This window comes from Chromohalobacter marismortui (genome assembly GCF_004364315.1).
GTDB classification, from domain to species: Bacteria; Pseudomonadota; Gammaproteobacteria; order Pseudomonadales; family Halomonadaceae; genus Chromohalobacter; species Chromohalobacter marismortui.
Map to the genome: position 1 here is coordinate 344,890 of NZ_SOBR01000002.1, position 19,978 is coordinate 364,867.

General features: G+C 65.5%; 20 protein-coding genes. 17 read left to right on the forward strand and 3 right to left on the reverse strand.

Annotated features, from left to right (window positions below; genetic code table 11):
- The first annotated feature begins 106 nt into the window (after positions 1-106).
- From deoC to cdd, 5 genes are all read left to right on the forward strand, one after another.
- Positions 107-880: a deoxyribose-phosphate aldolase gene (deoC, locus tag C8E00_RS04810; RefSeq protein ID WP_133695177.1), complete on the forward strand. Its 774-nt coding sequence runs from the start codon at positions 107-109 to the stop codon at positions 878-880.
- Positions 881-954: 74 nt separating this feature from the next.
- On the forward strand, positions 955-2,289 hold the full coding sequence (deoA, locus tag C8E00_RS04815) for a thymidine phosphorylase (protein WP_133695180.1): 1,335 nt from the start codon (positions 955-957) through the stop codon (positions 2,287-2,289).
- Positions 2,286-3,536 carry a phosphopentomutase gene (locus C8E00_RS04820; protein ID WP_133695182.1) on the forward strand — a complete coding sequence of 417 codons (1,251 nt, stop codon included), beginning with the start codon at positions 2,286-2,288 and terminating at the stop codon, positions 3,534-3,536. Before deoA ends, C8E00_RS04820 begins: the two co-directional genes overlap by 4 nt.
- Before the next feature lie 4 nt (positions 3,537-3,540).
- A complete protein-coding gene (gene deoD / locus C8E00_RS04825; RefSeq protein WP_133695184.1) occupies positions 3,541-4,272 on the forward strand; it encodes a purine-nucleoside phosphorylase in 732 nt (243 codons plus the stop codon).
- Positions 4,265-4,687 (forward strand): cytidine deaminase, encoded by a 423-nt coding sequence (cdd, locus tag C8E00_RS04830; protein ID WP_133695186.1) that lies wholly within the window; start codon positions 4,265-4,267, stop codon positions 4,685-4,687. The genes deoD and cdd overlap by 8 nt, the downstream gene beginning before the upstream one ends.
- A gap of 14 nt (positions 4,688-4,701) precedes the next feature.
- On the opposite strand, the gene C8E00_RS04835 is transcribed toward cdd, so the two are convergent.
- Positions 4,702-5,631 carry a LysR family transcriptional regulator gene (locus tag C8E00_RS04835; protein ID WP_133695188.1) on the reverse strand — a complete coding sequence of 310 codons (930 nt, stop codon included), beginning with the start codon at positions 5,629-5,631 and terminating at the stop codon, positions 4,702-4,704.
- Positions 5,632-5,716: 85 nt separating this feature from the next.
- On the opposite strand from C8E00_RS04835, the gene C8E00_RS04840 reads away from it, so the two are divergent.
- Both C8E00_RS04840 and C8E00_RS04845 read left to right on the forward strand, forming a co-directional pair.
- A complete protein-coding gene (locus C8E00_RS04840) occupies positions 5,717-6,145 on the forward strand; it encodes a DMT family transporter (RefSeq protein WP_133695190.1) in 429 nt (142 codons plus the stop codon).
- Positions 6,146-6,155: 10 nt separating this feature from the next.
- Positions 6,156-6,638 (forward strand): DMT family transporter, encoded by a 483-nt coding sequence (locus C8E00_RS04845; protein ID WP_133695193.1) that lies wholly within the window; start codon positions 6,156-6,158, stop codon positions 6,636-6,638.
- 3 nt (positions 6,639-6,641) lie between these two features.
- On the opposite strand, the gene C8E00_RS04850 is transcribed toward C8E00_RS04845, so the two are convergent.
- A complete protein-coding gene (locus tag C8E00_RS04850; RefSeq protein WP_133695196.1) occupies positions 6,642-6,848 on the reverse strand; it encodes a DUF3820 family protein in 207 nt (68 codons plus the stop codon).
- Between the two features lie 202 nt (positions 6,849-7,050).
- Here C8E00_RS04850 and C8E00_RS04855 point away from each other — a divergent pair, with 202 nt between their 5' ends.
- The 4 genes from C8E00_RS04855 to C8E00_RS04870 all read left to right on the forward strand — a co-directional run bounded on the left by C8E00_RS04855 (position 7,051) and on the right by C8E00_RS04870 (position 13,065).
- The gene (locus C8E00_RS04855; protein WP_133695199.1) at positions 7,051-8,601 is read left to right on the forward strand and encodes a BCCT family transporter; all 1,551 of its coding nucleotides are present in this window, start codon (positions 7,051-7,053) and stop codon (positions 8,599-8,601) included.
- The gene (locus tag C8E00_RS04860; protein WP_133695202.1) at positions 8,598-10,634 is read left to right on the forward strand and encodes a CocE/NonD family hydrolase; all 2,037 of its coding nucleotides are present in this window, start codon (positions 8,598-8,600) and stop codon (positions 10,632-10,634) included. Before C8E00_RS04855 ends, C8E00_RS04860 begins: the two co-directional genes overlap by 4 nt.
- Before the next feature lie 53 nt (positions 10,635-10,687).
- Entirely contained in the window at positions 10,688-11,599 is a 912-nt protein-coding gene (locus tag C8E00_RS04865) for a LysR substrate-binding domain-containing protein (RefSeq protein WP_166638252.1), read from the forward strand.
- A gap of 110 nt (positions 11,600-11,709) precedes the next feature.
- Positions 11,710-13,065 (forward strand): DEAD/DEAH box helicase, encoded by a 1,356-nt coding sequence (locus tag C8E00_RS04870; RefSeq protein ID WP_133695207.1) that lies wholly within the window; start codon positions 11,710-11,712, stop codon positions 13,063-13,065.
- 41 nt (positions 13,066-13,106) lie between these two features.
- Here the strand turns inward: C8E00_RS04870 and C8E00_RS04875 are convergent, their stop codons facing one another.
- Positions 13,107-13,790, reverse strand: coding sequence for a GntR family transcriptional regulator (locus C8E00_RS04875; RefSeq protein ID WP_133695209.1), 684 nt, complete (start codon positions 13,788-13,790; stop codon positions 13,107-13,109).
- 201 nt (positions 13,791-13,991) lie between these two features.
- Here C8E00_RS04875 and C8E00_RS04880 point away from each other — a divergent pair, with 201 nt between their 5' ends.
- The 6 genes from C8E00_RS04880 (at position 13,992) to C8E00_RS04905 (ending at position 19,948) form a co-directional block, all read left to right on the forward strand.
- On the forward strand, positions 13,992-15,626 hold the full coding sequence (locus C8E00_RS04880; RefSeq protein ID WP_133695212.1) for a gamma-glutamyltransferase family protein: 1,635 nt from the start codon (positions 13,992-13,994) through the stop codon (positions 15,624-15,626).
- Positions 15,627-15,628: 2 nt separating this feature from the next.
- Positions 15,629-16,195: a chromate transporter gene (locus C8E00_RS04885; protein ID WP_133695214.1), complete on the forward strand. Its 567-nt coding sequence runs from the start codon at positions 15,629-15,631 to the stop codon at positions 16,193-16,195.
- Entirely contained in the window at positions 16,192-16,722 is a 531-nt protein-coding gene (locus C8E00_RS04890; protein ID WP_133695216.1) for a chromate transporter, read from the forward strand. The genes C8E00_RS04885 and C8E00_RS04890 overlap by 4 nt, the downstream gene beginning before the upstream one ends.
- A gap of 120 nt (positions 16,723-16,842) precedes the next feature.
- Entirely contained in the window at positions 16,843-17,853 is a 1,011-nt protein-coding gene (locus C8E00_RS04895; protein WP_208291876.1) for a Bug family tripartite tricarboxylate transporter substrate binding protein, read from the forward strand.
- Positions 17,850-18,395, forward strand: a complete 546-nt coding sequence (locus tag C8E00_RS04900; protein ID WP_133695218.1) for a tripartite tricarboxylate transporter TctB family protein — start codon at positions 17,850-17,852, stop codon at positions 18,393-18,395. Before C8E00_RS04895 ends, C8E00_RS04900 begins: the two co-directional genes overlap by 4 nt.
- A 50-nt stretch (positions 18,396-18,445) precedes the next feature.
- Positions 18,446-19,948 carry a tripartite tricarboxylate transporter permease gene (locus C8E00_RS04905; RefSeq protein ID WP_243833112.1) on the forward strand — a complete coding sequence of 501 codons (1,503 nt, stop codon included), beginning with the start codon at positions 18,446-18,448 and terminating at the stop codon, positions 19,946-19,948.
- Positions 19,949-19,978 lie beyond the last annotated feature (30 nt).

Sequence of the window (19,978 nt, forward strand, 5' to 3'; positions counted from 1 at the left end):
CAGCGTCTTCTTGCGCGCCGTCCGGCTCAACGGGCGGCAGTACGACCGACTCATCGCTCCATGCCCCGGCCGCGACCGGACGCATGCCACTCGGGGACTCACGCCCATGACCGATCTCAAGCCCATCGCCCGTCAGGCCTTGGCCCTGATGGATCTCACCTCACTCAACGACGATGACGACAGCGCCCGTATACAGGCGCTATGCCGCCGTGCCGACACGCCCGTCGGCCATCCCGCCGCGCTGTGCCTGTATCCAGCCTTCATCGAGGACGCCCAGCGCGAACTCGACGCCCTCGGTCTGATCCAGCGCGTGCGCATCGCCACGGTGACCAACTTCCCCGACGGCGCGCCCAACGCCGAGCGTGCCGCGCGCGAGACACGCCTCGCCGTGGCCGCCGGCGCCGACGAAGTCGACGTGGTCTTCCCCTACCGGGCACTGCTCGACGGCGCGCCCGATGTCGGCCGCTTGCTCGTCGAGGCTTGCCGCGAGGCCTGTGGTGGCGCGACCTTGAAGGTCATCCTGGAAACCGGTGAACTTCAGGATCCCACGCTGATTCGTCAGGCGGCCGAGATCGCCATCGCCGCTGGCGCCGACTTCATCAAGACCTCCACCGGCAAGGTGGCCGTCAACGCCACCCTCGAGGCCGCCGAGATCATGCTCGAGACGATTCGCGACAGCGGCCGCGACGTCGGCTTCAAGGCCGCCGGCGGCATTCGCACGAGCGAGGATGCCAAGGCCTATCTCGAGCTGGCCGCACGGATCATGGGCGAGGCATGGATCAGCCCCGCGCACTTCCGCTTCGGCGCCTCGGGGCTGCTCGATGCCCTGCTCGCCACGCTGGAAGTCGGCGAGACCAAGGCGCCCCAAGAGGGTTACTGAGCGCTCACCGGCCGCTATCGACATTCAACGGCAGACATCGACAAGCAACGACAAACAACAACACGGTTATCGTCATGCTGATTCAAGACATCCTCCGCCGTAAGCGCGACGCCGAAGCCCTCGACGCCGACGCCATCCACACCTTCATGCGCGGCGTCGCCGATGGCAGCGTAGGCGACGCCCAGATCGGCGCCTTCGCCATGGCGGTCGTGCTCAACGGCATGAACCGCGACGAAGCCATCGCGCTGACCGAGGCCACCCGCGACTCCGGCCAGGTCCTGCGCTGGCACGACCTGCACCTCGACGGCCCGGTGCTCGACAAGCACTCCACCGGCGGCGTGGGCGATCTGGTATCGCTGGTGCTGGGGCCGTGGATCGCCGCCTGCGGCGGCCATGTGCCCATGATCTCGGGGCGCGGGCTCGGCCACACCGGTGGCACGCTGGACAAACTCGAAGCTATTCCCGGCTATGACGTCACCCCCGACGACGCTCGCTTCCGCCGCCTGGTCAAGGACGTCGGCGTGGCGATCATCGGGCAGACCGGCACCCTCGCCCCTGCCGACAAGCGCCTGTACGGCGTGCGCGACGTGACCGCCACGGTCGAGTCGCTGCCGCTGATCGTGGCCTCGATTCTGGGCAAGAAGCTGGCCTGCGGGCTCGACACCCTGGTCATGGACGTCAAGGTCGGCAACGGCGCCTTCATGCCCACCGCCGAGGCCTCCCGGGAACTGGCCGAGGCCATCGTCGCCATCGGCAGCAGCGCCGGCACGCCCACCAGCGTGCTGTTGACCGACATGAATCAGCCGCTCGCCGACTGCGCCGGCAATGCCCTGGAAGTGCACGAAGCGTTGCGTCTTCTGAGAGGGGAAGGTCGCGATAGCCGCCTCTATCGGGTCACCCATGCCCTGGCCACGGAAATGCTCGTGCAAGCCGGTCTCGCCACCGATGCCGACGACGCCGCGATACGTCTGGAAACCGCCCTGGCCTCCGGCGAGGCACTGGAACGCTTCGCGCGCATGGTGCACGGCCTCGGCGGGCCGAGCGATCTGGCCGAACGCCCCGCGCACTATTTAGCACCCGCCCCCTGCACGACCGAGGTCGTCGCGCCTCGGGCCGGCACCGTCAACGCCATCGACACCCGCGCGCTGGGGCTCGGCGTCGTCGAACTGGGCGGCGGACGCCGCAACGCCGGGGATGCCATCGACCCTCGCGTCGGCCTCTCGCATATCACCCCGCTCGGCGAGCGCGTCGAGGCCGGGCAACCGCTGTTGCGCCTTCACGCCGCCAGCCAAACCGACGCCGATGCAGTCTCTCGGCGTCTGCGCGAGGCGTTCACCCTGGGCGAACCGGATCCCGCCGTGCCGACGTCGTTGATCCATGCCACCCTGCGTCAGGAGACATCGTCATGATCCGCGCCATCCTGCTCGTCCTCGATTCCTTCGGCATCGGCAATGCCCCGGATGCCGCCGCGTTCGGCGATGCCGGCGCGGATACGCTAGGCCATATCGCGCGTCACCGGGCCGCTGCCGGCCGACCGCTCGCGTTGCCCAACCTGGCAAAGCTGGGGCTCTATCACGCGCATCACCTTGCCACCGGCGAGTGGGCCGCGGGCATCACGCCCCCCGAGACGCTCGACGGCGCCTACGCGGCGGCATCCGAGATTTCCTCGGGCAAGGACACGCCCTCCGGGCATTGGGAGATCGCCGGCGTGCCGGCACTGTTCGAATGGGGTTACTTCCTCGACAAGACGCAGAGCTTCCCGCCCGATCTTTTGGAAGCGCTGATCGAGCGCGCCGACCTGCCCGGCGTGTTGGGCAACTGCCATGCGTCCGGCATGCCGATCCTCGAGGCACTGGGCGAAGAACATATCGCCACTGGCAAGCCCATCGTCTATACCTCGGCGGACTCGGTGTTCCAGATCGCCGCTCACGAGACCCATTTCGGCCTGGACCGCTTGTATGCGCTGTGCGAGATTGCCCGCGAGCTGCTGATGCCCTACAACATCGGTCGCGTCATCGCCCGCCCCTTCGTCGGCGAGACGCTGGACGCCTTCGAGCGCACCGGCAACCGTCGCGACTACGCCATCGAGCCCCCCACCCCGACCGTACTCCAAAAGCTGCACGACGGCGGCGGTACGGTATTGGGCGTGGGCAAGATCGGCGATATCTATGCGCATTGCGGCGTCTCCAGAGTGTTCAAGGCCCACGGCCATGACGCGCTGTTCGATGCCACGCTCGAAGCCATCGATGAAGCAGGCGATCGAACGCTGGTAATGACCAACTTCGTCGACTTCGACACGCTGTACGGCCACCGGCGCGATCCGGACGGCTACGCCGAGGCGCTGGAAGCCTTCGACCGGCGCCTGCCGGAAATACTGGCGGCGCTCGGTCCCGAGGATTTGCTCATTCTCACCGCCGATCACGGCAACGACCCGACCTGGACAGGGACCGACCACACGCGCGAACAAGTCCCCGTGCTTGCCAGCGGCGCGCGTTTGGCGGCGGGACCGTTGGGCGACGAGGCCGGCCGTCTGACGACCTTCGCCGATATCGGCCAGAGCCTGGCGACACACTTCGGTCTCGCGCCCATGGCCCACGGCAGTGACTTCCTGAGCCCGGCGCCCGCCGCCGCCTCCACGACGACAACAGGAGACTGACGCTATGTCGACCCCGCATATCGATGCCCCCGCCGGTGCCTTCGCCGACACCGTGCTCATGCCCGGCGATCCGCTGCGCGCCCAGTTCATCGCCGAGACCTTTCTCGACGACGTCGAGTGCGTCAACCGGGTGCGCAACATGCTCGGTTTCACCGGCACCTATCGCGGCCGCAGGATCTCGGTGATGGGCAGTGGCATGGGCATTCCCTCGATCTCGATCTATGCCAAGGAGCTGATCACCGAGTACGGCGCCAGGCGCCTGGTACGCGTAGGCTCCTGCGGCGCGGTGCGCGATGACGTGGCGGTCAACGACATCGTCGTGGGCATGGGCGCGTGTACCGATTCCGGCGTCAACCGTACGCGCTTCAAGGGCCACGATTTCGCCGCCATCGCCGACTTCGATCTGACCCGTCACGCCGTCGACGCCGCGCGCGCACGTGGCATCCAGGCCAAGGTCGGCAACCTGTTCTCGGCGGATCTTTTCTACTCGCCCGACGACGCCATGTTCGACGTCATGAAGCGCCACGGCATTCTCGGCGTCGAGATGGAAGCCGCCGGGCTGTATGGCGTCGCCGCCGAGTTCGGCGCCCGCGCCTTGACCGTGTGCACGGTCTCCGATCATATCCTGAAAGGCGAAGCCCTCGACGCACAGACGCGCCAGACCGGCTTTCACGAGATGATGGCCATCACCCTCGAGGGCCTGCTCCGCGACGACGAGGACACCGCCCATGACTGAGCCGCGTTTCACGCCTCTTTCCGAGGCCTCACGTCAGGCACTGATCGCGGTGCGCGACAGCGCCTATGCGCCCTACTCCCGGCACCCGGTGGGGGCACTGCTGATCGCCGAGAGCGGCCGGCATTATCTGGGCTGCAACGTGGAAAGCGCCAACTTCAAGGGCCTATGCGCCGAAGCCGGCGCCATCAGCGCGATGAGCGCTCAGGGCGAGCGCGAGATCGTCACGCTGTACGTCATCGGCCCCGGCGAGCATCTATGCACGCCCTGTGGCGACTGCCGCCAGCGCATTCGCGAATTCGCCACGCCGGACACCGTGATCGTCGTCCTCGATGGCGACGGCACGCCGCTCAAGCACTACACCATGGAGCAGTTACTGCCCGACTCCTTCGGGCCGGAGAACCTTCCACCGGCGTGAGGCAGATTCCAGCCTCAAGCATCCCAATACGGCGGCTCGCCGATCGTCGTCTGCAAGTCGCCCAGGAACGCCGCCACCTTGGAGGAGCGCAAGCGGTTTTCCGGAAAGATCGCATGAATGCCTTGCGGGGCAGGCTCGCCGGAGGCCTCCCACTCGGACAGCACCGGCGTCAGCCGCCCGGCCTTGAGCTCCGCATGGATCAGCCAGGTCGGGAACAGCACGATGCCCTGTCCCTGCAAGGCCGCTTCCAGCAAGCTTTCCGCATTGTTGCTGCGCAGGTTGCCACGCACCTCCCTGACTCGGTACTTACGGGCGCCGGGATCACGGAAATACCACGGCTGAACGCCACGCGTGCCCTTGTAGATCAAGCAGTTGTGCTCGGATAACGCGTCCGGCGTCGCCGGCATGCCCCAGCGTTCAAGATAGCCAGGCGCAGCGCACACCACGAAGTGTTGCCGGGCCAACTGCCGCGCGACCAGACTGGAATCATTCAGGGCCCCCACCCGCACCACGACATCGACGCCTTCCTGTACCGGATCGATGAAGGCATCGCTGAGCGTCAGCTCCGTCTCGAGCCGCGTATACCTGGCCTGAAAACTCGCCAGGCGTGGCGCGATATGCCGTCGCCCGAAAGCCACCGGGGCGTTGATGCGCAACAGCCCCTGCGGCTGCGAAGCCGTGCCCGCCGCCTGTTCCGTGGCGATATCCAGTGAATCCAGGATCTCGCGCACTTCCTGATAATACCGCTCCCCCACTTCCGTCAGCCGCACCGCGCGCGTATGCCGATAGAGCAGCCGCTGGCCCAATGCCTTCTCCAGCGCCGCGATATGACGCGACACCGAGGAGGCCGGCAACCCCTGCTGGCGCGCCGCCGCCGCAAAGCTCCCGGTGGCCGCGACCCGAACGAACAAGCGCAATGCCACCAACGACATCGAGTTGCTCATAATGCAATTCACCTATGCCAAACCACCTCATTGTAGCGTTAAAAGCAAGGCGCTATCGTCGCCTTCCTTTTACGGAGGTTACCCCATGAAAACCATCATCCTATTGCTGGCCGTCCTCCTGGCAGGCATGGGCCTGTCCATGGAAGCCGGTCTACTCGGCCCCTTGGGAAAGGAGATCGGCCACTTCTCGGCGACCCTGTCGATCTTTCTCGTCGGCGGGTTGCTATTGACCCTGGCACTGATCTTCAGCCGACCCCGGCTCGGGCAACTGTTCCAACAGCCTCGTTGGCTCCTGACCGGTGGCATTCTCGGGCCGGTGTACGTCGTCGTGCTCACCATCGCCACGCCCTTCGTGGGCGTGGGCACGACCATGATCGGCATTCTCAGCGGCCAGGTCGCCGCCAGCCTGGTCATCGACCATTTCGGCCTGCTGGGCAGCGAGCGCCGCGGCGTCGACGGCTACCGGCTGCTCGCCCTGCTATTGATCATCGCCGCCCTCTGGCTCATGCAGTAAGGAGACTCTCATGCTATTGCCACTCATCTTTCTCGTGCTTCTCATCGGCGGCGCGGCCCTCGCCGCGCAATCGTCGATCAACGGCCGCCTCGGCGCCAATGTCGGCGTGCTGGAAAGCGCCTGGCTGACCTTTGCCTCGGGTGCCTTGATCACCTTCTTGTTGATGTTCTTCTTCGAGCCCGCGCACCAGGAGACGTTGTTCACGGTACCCAAATGGCAGTTGATCGGTGCCTTGTTCGGCGTGGTCTACATGATCGTCATCGTCTTCGCCGTGCCCCGCGTCGGTACCGCCGCGGCCACGGTCGCGACGATCTCCGGCCAGTTGCTGATGAGCGTATTGATCGACAACTTCGGCTGGCTGGGCAACGCCCGCATGCCGCTGGACGCCTCGCGCTATACCGCCCTGGCCCTGCTCGCCGCTGCCCTGGTGCTGATTTATCTGAGCAACACGCGACAGCGGATCGCACAGGCCAAGGCCACCGCCGCCGAATAATCCTCAGCGCAACGGCTCTAGCAGCGCGTTGAGGCCGTTGTGGTCGATTTCATGCATCAGGGCGAGCAGCCGCCCGATCTCCCCCTGCGGGAAGCCCTGCCGGGCGAACCAGGCAAGATAAGGGCCGGGGAGGTCAGCGATGAGTCGGCCTTCGTATTTACCGAAAGGCATCGTGCGGGTGGCGAGCTTTTGCAAATCGTCAGGGGTCATGGCGGCGCTTCTCGCGTAACGGTCCAGGCGACCATGCTAACGGACGCGTCGACACGCGTCGCCATGGCGCGCATGCCATGCGTCGCACGCATACCCCCATTACCAAGTAGCGTTTGAGCATAGTGCCCCGTGTGTCGGTAGAGTGGCAGGCCCTGCCATTGGCGCATGGCGCCACACGATAACGACAAACGGAGACTGGGTGATGCAAACATCGCTACGGCCCTTGGTTTTCTGGCCAACCTTCCTGGTACTGCTGGCGGCGGTGATCGCCAGCTACGTCAATCTCGACGCCTTCCTGGCCACCGCCAGCGCGCTCAACGCTGCCATCCTGGATAACTTCGCGTGGCTCTTCAGCCTGGGCAGCCTGTACCTGCTGGTACTGGCCGTCATCGTCTATTTCTCGCCGCTGGGTAAACTACGTATCGGTGGCGAACAGGCAACGCCCATGCTGTCGCGACTGCGCTGGTTCTCGATCACGCTGTGCACCACGCTGGCTGTGGGGGTGCTGTTCTGGACCACCGCCGAGCCGCTGTATCACTTCATGGGGCCGCCCGCGTCGCTGGGTCTGGAGGCCGGTTCCAGCGATGCCATGCTGTTCGCGATGTCGACCATGTTCCTGCACTGGTCGTTCACGCCCTATGCCATCTACGCCGTGCCGGCACTGATCTTCGCGCTGGCGTTTTATAACCTGCGTTTGCGCTTCTCGATCTCGAGCATGCTGGAGCCGGTGTTCGGACCCAGGGTCAAGCGTTTCGGCGGCTTGATCGACGCCGTCTCGCTCTACGCCCTGGTGGCCGGCATGGCCTCGTCGCTGGGCACCGGCGCGCTGACGTTGGCCGGCGGCGCGGGGCAGTATCTGGGTGGCGAGACCAGTCCGCTGCGTCTGGGCGTGGTCATCGCCTTGATCGTGGTGACCTTCGTGATTTCCGCGGCCAGCGGCCTGCAGAAAGGCATCGCGCGGCTATCGTCGCTGAACGCCATCCTGCTGTTGATTCTCGGCGTGTTCATCTTCGTGGTGGGGCCGACGAGCTTCATGCTCTCGCTGGGCGTGGAATCCTTCGGCGTCTATCTCGACAACTTCTTCACCAAGAGCCTGTTCACCGGCGCCGCCGGCGAAGACCCGTGGCCACAGTGGTGGTCGATCTTCTACTGGGCGGTGTGGTTCGCCTGGGCACCCATGGCGGCGCTGTTTTTGGGCAAGATTTCACGCGGCTACACGGTTCGTGAGTTCCTGCGGGTCAATCTCTTCTACCCAGCCCTTTTCGCCTCCGCCTGGGTCATCATCTTCTCCGGCGCGGCGCTTTATTTTCAGGCCCGTACCGGTGTCGATCTGCATGCCATTCTCAATGATCGCGGCGTCGAGAACGTGCTCTACGAGCTGTTCCGTCAACTGCCTTTCGCCGGTGTCTGGATTCCCTTGCTGCTGTTCATCGCCTACATCTCCTACGTCACGGCGGCGGACTCGCAGACCGATGCCATCGGCAATCTGTGCACACGCGGCCTGACCGCCGACTCGGATCTCAACACCGGCGTGTCGATGAAGGTCCTGTGGGGCGTCATCGTCGGCATCGTGTCCTGGGTCATGGTCAGCTTCGTGGGCATCGACGGCATCAAGATGCTCTCCAACCTCGGCGGCCTGCCGGCGCTGATCATCGTGCTGCTCGCCACCGGCTCGCTATGGCGCTGGTTGAAGAATCCCGAGCGTCTCGCGGCACCGCCTCTCTCTTCCCACGCCTCCAAGGACGACGCATGAACATCAAACACGACTTTCCATACCGCGTGCGCGAGATCGAGAACCAATGGATCGTGCTCGCCGACGGCACGCGCCTGGCGGCCCGCATCTGGTTACCCGAGGATGCCGAATCGAATCCGGTACCGGCGATCCTCGAATACCTGCCCTATCGCAAACGCGACGGCACGGCGGTGCGCGACGAGCTGACTCATCCCTACTTCGCCGGCCACGGTTACGCCTGCATTCGGGTCGATATGCGCGGCAATGGCGAGTCCGATGGGCTGATGGAGGACGAGTATGCCCCCCAGGAACAGCGTGATGCACTGGAGGTGATCGACTGGATCACCGGCCAGCCCTGGTGCGACGGCAAGCTCGGCATGATGGGCATCTCCTGGGGCGGCTTCAACAGCCTGCAACTCGCCGCCCTGCGCCCCGAGCCGCTCAAGGCGATCATCACGCTGTGCTCCACCGACGACCGCTATGCCGACGATATCCATTACAAGGGCGGCAACATGCTGCTCGAGAATCTCGGCTGGGCGGCGACCATGCTCAGTTTCTCGGCCGCCGTGCCCGATCCGGCGCTGGTCGGCGATCGCTGGCGCGAGATGTGGAAACACCGTCTCGACAACATGCCGCTGCTGGCGGAAACCTGGCTCGAGCACCAGCATCGCGACGCCTACTGGAAACACGGTTCGATCTGCGAGAACTATCACCAAGCGCTAGGCGGCATCGAAGCGGCTGTCTATATGGTCAGCGGCTGGGCCGATTCGTACATCAACACAATCCCGCGGATGATGGACAATCTCTCATGCCCGAAGAAGGCGCTGATCGGGCCCTGGATGCACAAGTACCCCCATTTCGCGATCCCCGACCCGGCCATCGGTTTTCTGCAGGAGGCGCTGCGCTGGTGGGATTACTGGCTCAAGGATACCGACACCGGCATCATGGACGAGCCACCCTGCACCTTCTATCTGCAGGATGGCGTGCCGCCGGCGCCCAAGTATCTCGAGCGTCCCGGGAAATGGGTGCAGACCTCCCATTGGCCCGCGCCCAGCGACGAGGTCGAGACGCAGTTACTGGTGCTCGGCGACCAGGGATTGGCGTCCAACGGCCGCTTGAGCAACGACCGGCAAATCGCCTCGCCGCTGACCGCAGGCGCGCTGCAGGGCGAATACATTCCACTGTGGTTCGGCGCCGACTTTCCGCCGGACCAGCGCCGTGACGATGGCCTGTCGTTGACCTTCGACTCGGTGCCCTACATCGAAGGGCTCGATATTCTCGGCCAACCGAGACTTGCAGTGTCGGTCACCAGCACCGAAGCGTGCGGCCAACTGCATGTGCGCCTATGCGACGTGGCCCCGAACGGCGAAAGCGCGCTGATCACCTATGGCACGCTCAATCTCACTCTGCGTGACGACCCCGGCACGATGACGCCACCGGTACCGGGCGAGCCGCTGGACGTTCGCGTGCCGCTGGATCTGATCGGCTATCGCCTGCCCCCGGGACACCGCCTGCGCGTGGCGCTCTCCAGCGCCAGCTTTCCGCTGGTGTGGTCGCCGCAAAAGCGCGCGGATCTCACGCTTCAGGCCGGGACACCGACGCTGGAACTGCCCGTCTGCAAGGCGAGCTATCTGCCGATGCCGTTCGCAGCGCCGGAGAGCGCGCCGCCCTGTCGCGTGGAAACGCTGCGTGCCGGTCAGCCCAAGCGCACGATCAGCGAGGACGTCGGCAGCGGCGAGGTGACCGTCACCGTGGAAGACGACATGGGCGACATTCGCTTCGAGGATCACGGCTTACGTGTCGAGCAAAAAGCAAAAGAGGTCTACAGCAGTCACCCGACCGACGCCACACGGACACGTGCCGATATCGAGTGGGTCTACCGCGCCAGCCGCGATGAAGGCGACGGCCAGTTCGCCGTCGAGGTGACCAGTCGCTACCACCTGCATTGCGACGCAGACACCTTCTACCTCAACGCCGAGCAAATCGCCCACGAGGGCGAGACGTTGATCAGCGAGAAGTCGTGGCAGCGCGAGATTCCACGCACGGCCATTTGAGCAGCGGCGTGCATGTTATGCTCCGGGGTCGTTTCATGGCCCCGGATACGTCTATGTCTTCCCGTGATGCGCTACCGCCGCTGGCGTGCCTGCGTGCCTTCGAGGCCGCCGCACGGCATGCCAGTTTCACGCAAGCCGGCAATGAACTCAGCCTGACCCAGAGCGCCGTCAGCCGTCAGATCAAGCGGCTCGAGGACGATCTGGGTCGGCCGCTGTTCGAGCGTCATTACGAAGGCTTGCGCCTGACACCCGCCGGCGAACGCTACTTCGGCGTGGTGCAGCGCCTGTTGCGCGATCTGCGTGACGAAACCGCACGCCTGCGGCGTCGCGGGGACGACCGTCAGTTGACGTTGGCCTCCAGTCCCACCATCGCCGCGATCTGGCTGGCGCGGCAGCTTCCCGACTTTCAGCGTGCGCATCCGCATATCGAGATCCGCATCCTGACGGTCGAGGACCCTCACCGCCTGGACCTCGCCGAGTTCGACCTCGGCATCTACTATCACGTCCCGCATGAAGTCGATCCGCCCGGCCTCGATGCCGAGGCGATCTTCTCCCACGAGGAGGTCGCCGCCGTGTGCAGCCCGGCCTACCTGGCCCGACACGGCGACATCCGCGATGCCGACGACCTGCTCGCGCGTCACACGCTGATGGTCGTCGAAGATCATTATCACGACTGGTTGACCTGGGAAGGTTGGTACCAGGCACAGGGGCTGCACTGGCATGCTCCGGAGCACAGCCTGCGCGCCAACAGCTTCCAATTGCTGATGAATGCCACCCTGGCGGGGCAAGGCGTGACGCTGGGCTGGACACGCCTGCTTGCTGCGGACCTGGCACAGCGCAACCTGGTGCAGGTGCTACCGCATACGCTACCCAGCCGGGGACGGCTGTCATTGCTCACCCCGCAACATCGCCACCTGACCGACCCCATGCGCGCATTCCGGGCCTGGGTACTGAACACGGCTTGAGCAGCGCCGGCGCCCATACGCCCAAAGTGGCACGCCTGGCCCATATCCGGTAAGCTGCACGCCCGCTGCCCGCCTACTCTGGCCCACTTCGCAGCCACCGAGACGACTTCATGAGCTTTACCTCCTTGGGGCTTTCCGCCCCTATTCTGGATGCCGTGGCCGAGCAAGGCTACGAGACGCCCTCACCGATTCAGGCCAAGGCGATCCCCGCCGTCCTCGACGGGCGCGACGTCATGGCCGCCGCGCAGACCGGCACCGGCAAGACCGCCGGTTTCACACTGCCGATCCTCCAGCGCCTGTCCACCGGCACGCGCGCGCCCGCCAAGCAGGTGCGCGCGCTGATTCTCACCCCGACCCGCGAGCTGGCCGCTCAGATCGGCGCCAATATCGAGGCATACGGCAAACACCTGCCGCTGCGTAGCGCGGTGGTCTTCGGCGGCGTGAAAATCAACCCGCAGATCGCCAAGCTACGTGGCGGGGTCGACATCCTGGTGGCGACGCCGGGTCGATTGCTGGATCTGTATGGCCAGAAGGCCGTCAGCTTCGATGCCTTGGAGGTGCTGGTGCTGGACGAAGCCGACCGCATGCTCGACATGGGCTTCATTCACGATATCCGTCGGATCCTCAAGACCCTGCCCGCCAAGCGTCAGAACCTGATGTTCTCGGCGACTTTCTCGCAAGAGATCCGCACGCTCGCCAAGGGCATGGTCAATGACCCGGTGGAAATCTCGGTCACACCGCGCAACACCACCGCCGAGACGGTCACGCAGTGGATCCATCCGGTGGACAAGACCCGCAAGCCGGCACTGCTCACACACCTGATCCACGAGAATCAGTGGCAGCAAGTGCTGGTCTTCATGCGCACCAAGCACGGCGCCAACCGCCTGAGCCGCCAGCTCGAAGACGCCGGCATCGAGGCGGCGGCGATTCACGGCAACAAGAGCCAGAATGCGCGCACCAAGGCCCTCGACGGCTTCAAGAGCGGCGAGATTCGTGTGCTGGTGGCCACCGATATCGCCGCCCGCGGCCTCGACATCGACCAGCTCCCGCAGGTGGTCAACTTCGAGCTGCCCAATGTCGCCGAGGACTACGTCCACCGTATCGGGCGGACCGGGCGTGCAGGCGCCAGCGGCCACGCGGTATCACTGGTCAGCCCCGAGGAAGGCAAGGAGCTCGCGGGCATCGAACGCCTGATTCGCCAGACGCTGGAACGCCAAACCATCGCCGGCTTCGAGCCCAGCGAGGCACTCGTCAGCGGCCAGGGCACCAGCCCTGCGCGCGGTGGCAACGGTGGGGGCCAGCGCAACGGTAACGGTCGCGACAACGGCCAACGTCGCGGTGGCAACTCAGGCGGTCACGACGCACGCAACGGCAATGCCTCCCGCGACCGCAATGGCGGCGAGAATCGCCCGCGCCGCCGTCGCGGCGGTCGAGGTCGCGGTAACGGCACCCAAGGCGGGGCATAAGCCACGTCGCCCGTGAGTCGCGGCGATATCCCGTCAACGGCTCACGTGCCCTCATCGGGTGCCGATGACGCGCAACAACCGCGGGCAACGCTGTGAGACAGCCGGATGTGATCGTCCAGCAGCGCCCGTGCCGCCGCGATATCGCGGCTCAGCGCCAGTTCGACCAGCTCGCCATGTTGGCGATCAAGCGCCTTTCGCACCGCCGGATTGGGCGGCGCCAGACGCCGGTAGCGGTCGAACTGGTCGTGGAGTTGTTCGATGAAGCGCAGCAACCAATGGGAGCCGCACGAGGCGAGTAGCGCGCGGTGAAAGCGCAAGTGTGCCTGTTCCCACTCTTCCACCCGCTCAGGATGCTCGTCGGCACGCCGCAATCGATGGTGCGCCGCCAATACCTGTGATTCCCATTCCGAATCTCCCGCCTGAAACGCCTGCGTCAACGCCATGCATTCAAGCTGGGCACGCAGTCCCGCGATGTCATCGAGCTCCTCGAGGTGCATCGCCGGCACCCGAAAGCCGCGCTGATTGACCTGCTCGAGCAGGCCGTAGGCCGCCAGCCGATTGAGCGCCTCGCGCAGCGGGCTGAGTCCGACTTGATAGTGATCCTTCAAGGCACTGATGGCGAGCTTCTCGCCCGCCACGAAACGCCCGCGAATCAGGTCCTGCTTGAGCGTCTCGAAGATCCGGCTCGAGGCCATGTCGCGACTAGCGGATGGCGATGCGGTCATGGCGTGGTTCTCTTATCCAGTTCAAAGGTGATGGCCGGCGATGCGTATTGCCGACTCGGCAAGCAACGGATTGCCTCGGTGCAGGAGACACTTTGCCAAATCCCATATTGACGTTAATAAAATCGCGCGCCATAGTCATCTCAACAAAATCGATTTTTTTACTCAAAACGATTTATAACACAACAATCGATCGGAGACGGCATGTTGACGCCCTTTTCCCCGGCAACGCCCTACCCCTCCCAGCGCAGCGCCACCTATGCCAAGCACGGCATGGTCGCCGTCTCGCAGCCCCAAGCCAGCCAGATCGGCCGTGACATCCTCGCCCAGGGCGGCAACGCAGTGGACGCCGCCATCGCCACCGCCGCAGCGTTGACCGTGGTCGAGCCCACCGGCTGCGGGATCGGCGGCGATGCCTTCGCACTGGTGTGGATCGCCGATGACAATGGCGGTACGGGCAACCTCCACGGCCTCAATGCCAGCGGTACCGCCCCCGCCGCCTTGACCCCGGAGGCGGTCGCCGGGGCCGGCTTCGAGACCATGCCGCTGTATGGCTGGACGCCGGTCACCGTGCCCGGTATCCCCGCGGCCTGGGCCGAGCTGTCGCGGCGCTTCGGCAAGCTCGACTTCCAGACGCTGCTCGCCCCGGCGATCCGCCTGGCCCGCGAGGGCTTTCCAGTCTCGCCGGTGATCGCCAGCCTGTGGCAGCGCGCCGAGTCGACCTTCCGCGAGCACCTAACCGATGCCGCCACCGCCGGCTGGTTCGAGACCTTCACGCCGACCGGGCGCGCCCCGCGCGCCGGCGAGTGGCACCGCTGCGAGGACCAGGCGCAGACCCTGGAAGCCATCGCCGAGACCCGCTCCGAGAGCTTCTACCGCGGCGAACTGGCCGCGCGCATCGATGCCTTCTCCCGGGCGACCGGCGGCTACCTGCGCGCCGCGGACCTCGCCGGCTACCAGCCGGAGTGGGTCGCGCCGATCGCCGCCGACTACCGCGGTCACAAGGTCTGGGAGATCCCGCCCAACGGCCAGGGGCTGGTCGCGCTGATGGCGCTGCGCATCCTCGAGGGCTTCGAGGTCGACAGCCGCGACGATCCCGAAGTGCTGCACCGCCAGCTCGAGGCGATGAAGCTGGCGTTCAGCGACGGCCAGGCCCATATCACCCAACCCGAACACATGCCCCATAGCGTCGAGGCGCTGCTCGGCGACGCCTACACCCGCGAGCGCCGCGCGCTGATCGGCGAGCGCGCACTCGAGCCGACCCCGGGCACCCCGCAGGCCGGCGGCACCGTCTACCTGGCCACCGCCGATGACGATGGCAACATGGTGTCGTTCATCCAGAGCAACTACCACGGCTTCGGCGCCGGCGTAGTGGTACCGGGTACCGGCATCGCGATGCAGAATCGCGGCCACAACTTCAGCCTCGACCCGAGCCACGCCAACGTGCTCGCGCCGGGCAAGAAGACCTTCCACACCATCATTCCGGGCTTTCTGACCCGCGGCGATGGTACGCCGCTCGGGCCGTTCGGCGTGATGGGCGGCTTCATGCAGCCTCAGGGCCATGTCCAGGTGGTCATGAACCTGGTCGATTTCGGTCTCAACCCCCAGGCCGCGCTCGACGCACCACGCTGGCAGTGGATGGGCGGCAAGCGCATCGGCATCGAGCACGGCTACCCGGCGCCGCTGGTGCGCGAGATGGCCGAGCGCGGTCATGACATGCACGTCGATCACGATCCGCGCGGCTTCGGCCGCGGTCAGGTGATCATCCGCGATCCCGAGAGCGGCATCTATTGCGGCGGCACCGAGCCGCGCACCGACGCCAGCATCGCGGTGCTGTGATCATGCTGCGTACTCAAGCCCAGCTATTCATGGCCTTCCTGCGCATCGGCCTGTTCGGTTTCGGCGGCGGCCCGTCGATGATCCCGCTGGTCCATCAGGAGGTCGTCAAGCGCCACGCCTGGATGGACGACGACGCATTCGCCGACGTGCTGGCGATCGGCAATACCCTGCCTGGGCCGATCGCCACCAAGATGGCCGGTTACATCGGCTACCGGGTCGGCGGCATGCCGGGCGCGCTCAACGCCGTGGTCGCGGTGATCGTGCCGATCATCGTGGCGATGATCGCGCTGCTCAGCCTCTACGCCCGACACGGCGGCCAGCGCTGGGTACAGGGCATGGGCCAGGGCGTGGTGCCGGTGGTGATGGTGATGATGGCCAAGCTGACCTGGGACTTCTTCGCCAAGTCGCGGGCCAGCCTCGGCTGGCTCGTGACGCTGACCATGGGCGCCGTCGCCGGTGGCTTGATCTACTGGCTCGACGTGCATCCGGGGCTGGTGATCGGGGCGATCCTGCTGGCCGCGCTGCTCCGCCCCGAGCGACAGCAAACCACCGGCGAGACGAACAAATGATCTATTGGCAGCTGTTCCTGGCCTTCTTCATTCCCAATATCGTCGGTTACGGCGGCGGCCCGGCGATCATCCCCTTGATCGAGAACGAGGTGGTCGGCCGCTATGGCTGGATGAGCTCCCAAGACTTCGCCGAGACCCTGGCGCTGGGCAACGCCCTGCCCAGCCCGATCGCTACCAAGATGGCCGGCTACATCGGCTACGACGTCGCCGGCGTGCCCGGCTCGCTGATCGCCACCTTCGCCACCGTCGCGCCCTCGCTATTACTGATGCTGGCCGCGCTGGGCACGCTGTATCGCTACCGCGACTCGATCAAGGTCAAGTCGATGAGCCAGTGGGTCCGCCCGGTGGTGATGACGCTGATGGCCTATCTGACGTGGCGCTTTCTCGCCGAAGGGCTGGACACCGCCGGCGCAGTGCACACCGCGATCATCGGCGGCGTGGCCGGCGTATTACTCCTGGCGACCCGGGTACACCCGGCGTTCGTGGTGTGTTTCGGGCTCGGCTACGGCGCGCTGCTGCTCGGGTAGCGAGCGCCATGACCTGCCCGTTCGCGGATTCGGCGATGTACCGCGCGAATCCAACAAGGCTCTGACGAGCCGGTAAGCAAGCAATGCATGAATACGATGACCAACAAGGACAATATAGCCATGTCATTTACTTCTCAGCAGAACAACACGCGGCTTCCAAAACGCCGTTCCTTCCGTTCCACACTGCTCATCGCCGGGCTGATGCTGGGAACGACGCTCGGTGCCAGTACCACCGCGCTGGCCCAAGCCGAGGCCTATCCCAACAAACCGGTGGAATTCATCGTGCCGTGGTCACCGGGCGGTGGCAGCGACACCTTGATGCGCGTGATCTCCAATCATGTCGAACCCTATCTGGGCCAACCGATGCCGGTGATCAACATGCCCGGTGTCAGCGGCACCACGGGGCTCGAGGCACTGGCTGAGCGCGACCCCGACGGCTACACGGTGGGCCAGATCCACGAAGGCCTGCTGGTCGCCCACCATACCGGATTGACCGACCTCAACTGGAACGACTTCACGCCGGTGGCCGCGATGACCGCCTCGCCGCAGTACCTGACGGTCAACGCCGACAGCCCCTGGCAGACCTTCGACGAATTCGTCGACTATGCCCAGGACAACCCGGGCGAGATCCGTGTCGGCGTGACGCTTGGCGGGATTCCCCATGTCCACGCGGCGATGATGGAAGATGCCGCGAACCTGTCGTTCCGCTATGTCGGTTTCGAGGGCACCGGTGCTCGCATCCGTGCCCTCGTGGGCGGGCATATCGACGCGGCGATTGGGGATATCGCCTCGAGTGGCGAGTTCGTCAAGAATGGCGACCTGCGTTTCCTGGCGGTGGGCAGTACTGAGCGTCAGGAAGAGACGCCAGACGTGCCCACCTTCAAGGAACTCGGTTACGACTCGCTCAGCCTCAACATCGTGCGCGGCCTGATCGCTCCCAAGGGTACGCCAGAGGATAAGGTCAAGGTACTCGCCGATGCCATGCAGGAACTCTCCCGGGATGAGCAGTTCATCCAGGCGGTGCATAACGCCGGCGCCCAGGTGCATTTCGAAGGTCCTGATGCATTCGCTGACTACCTCGAGACCACCGACAAGACCATCGAACGGCTCTCCGGGAAGCTGGCCAAATGAGCTCGCAGGCTCCCTCGCAGCAGACCCGGTCATCGGACCGGGTCGCCGACGCAGGCACCCGGCGCGCCAACGCACTCGCCCATCTGCTGCTGAACGGCGTGCTGGTGGTGCTGTTCGGCGCGCTGTTCATCAAAGCCGGGGCGCTGCCCGCGTCGATGTGGGAACCGCTGGGGGCGGGGAGCTTTCCACGCCTGGTACTGGCCGTTCTGGTCGTGATCAACCTGGGCATCATGGCCCAGGAATGGCGACACTTCCGTGGGGCATCGAGTGCCGAGCCGGGGTTGGTCAGGCGCTGGCTGTGGCGCCACCGGCTGGCGTTCGGTGTCCTCGCGCTGTTCGCCCTGTACATCGTCGGCGTCCCGGCGCTGGGCTTTCGCCTGGCCTCGCTACTCTTCCTGACCCTGGCTCAACTCGCGCTCGGCGTACGCCGCCCACGCAGCCTGGCGATCGCCGCCGTCATCGCCGTGACGTTCTCGTTCGGCCTCGACTGGCTGTTCCGGGATGTCTTCATCATCAGCCTTCCCCGCGGCCCCTTCGGCTGAACATTGGCTGACACCACGGCCTCGCGGCTGTCCTCGAGAGGAGACACAACATGACGGAAGCGCTGTTCGCCGGCATGGACCAGTTGTTCACGCTGCCGACCATGGCCACCATGCTGCTCGGCGTGGTCGCTGGCGTCATCGCCTCGGCGATTCCCGGCTTCACCATCACCATGGCCATCGTCTTGACCCTGCCGCTGACCTTCACCATGGACCCGCTGCAGGGCGTGGCAACCATGCTCGCGGTCTATGTCGGCGGCTATTCGGGCGGGCTGATCAGTGCGGCCCTGCTGGGCATCCCGGGCACGCCCTCGTCGGTGGCCACTACCTTCGATGCCTTCCCGATGGCGCGCAGCGGCCAGCCCGGTCGCGCCCTGGCGCTGGGTATCTGGGCATCGTTCTTCGGCGCCCTGGTCAGCGCCATCATCCTGATCATCGCCGCTCCACCACTGGCGATGATCGCCGTCAAACTGGGCGCATGGGAGTATTTCTCGCTGATCATCTTCGCCATGACGGTAGTCGCCAGCCTGGTCGGCAAGTCGATGCTCAAGGGACTGATGACCGGCATGCTGGGACTGTTCATCGCCACCGTCGGCGCCGATCCGATGATGGGCGTGGCACGCTTCACCTTCGATTTCGATCTGCTTGCCAATGGCTTTCCCTTTTTGGTGGTACTGATCGGTATCTTCGCCGTCAGCCAGTTGCTTCAGGAGGTCGAGGACGCTGAACAGACCCAGCACGGCAAGCAGTTGATTCCTGCCAACGTCGCCTTCAAGCCATTGGATGCGCTGCGCGAAACGCTGACCTACCCGATCAACCTGATCCGTTCGTCGCTGGTCGGGGTGTTCATCGGCGCGGTCCCCGGCGCCGGGGGCAGCATCGCCAACCTGCTGGCCTACGATCAGGCCAAGCGTGCTTCCAAAACACCCGAGACGTTTGGCACCGGCACGCCCGAGGGGGTGATCGCCTCGGAATCCGGCAACTCGGCGACGTCCGGCGGCGGGCTGATCCCGATGATCGCATTGGGCATTCCGGGCAGCGCCGTCGACGCAGTCCTGATGGCCTCACTGATGGTGCATGGCATCGGCATCGGCCCGCGGCTGATCCTCGATCACGGCGACCTGGTCTACGGCATGTTCATGGCCATGCTGCTGGCCGCATTCATGGTGCTGGTGGTGTGCCTGTTCAGCATGCGCCTGTTTCTGCGTGTCACCGACGTGCCACGCTCGGTGATCGTACCGGTGGTGCTGGTGTGTTGCGTGGTCGGCGCCTTCGCCCTCAACAATCGCATCACCGACATCTACCTGCTGCTCGGCGTGGGGATCTTCGGCTATATCCTCAGCAAGCTCGACTACCCGCTGGCGCCGCTGGTACTCGGGGTGATTCTCGGACCGATCGCCGAGACCAACCTGCGCCGCGCGCTGATGACCGACGAGGACTGGACGCTGTTCTTCACCCGGCCGATCTCGCTGACACTGTTGATCCTCGCCGCGGTGTCGGTCGCCTTTGCGATTCGTCATCGGCTGCGCCAGCGCCGCAGCGAGCAGACCGCCTGATCCGGCCTCCTCGGGGGCCGCTTCGACACC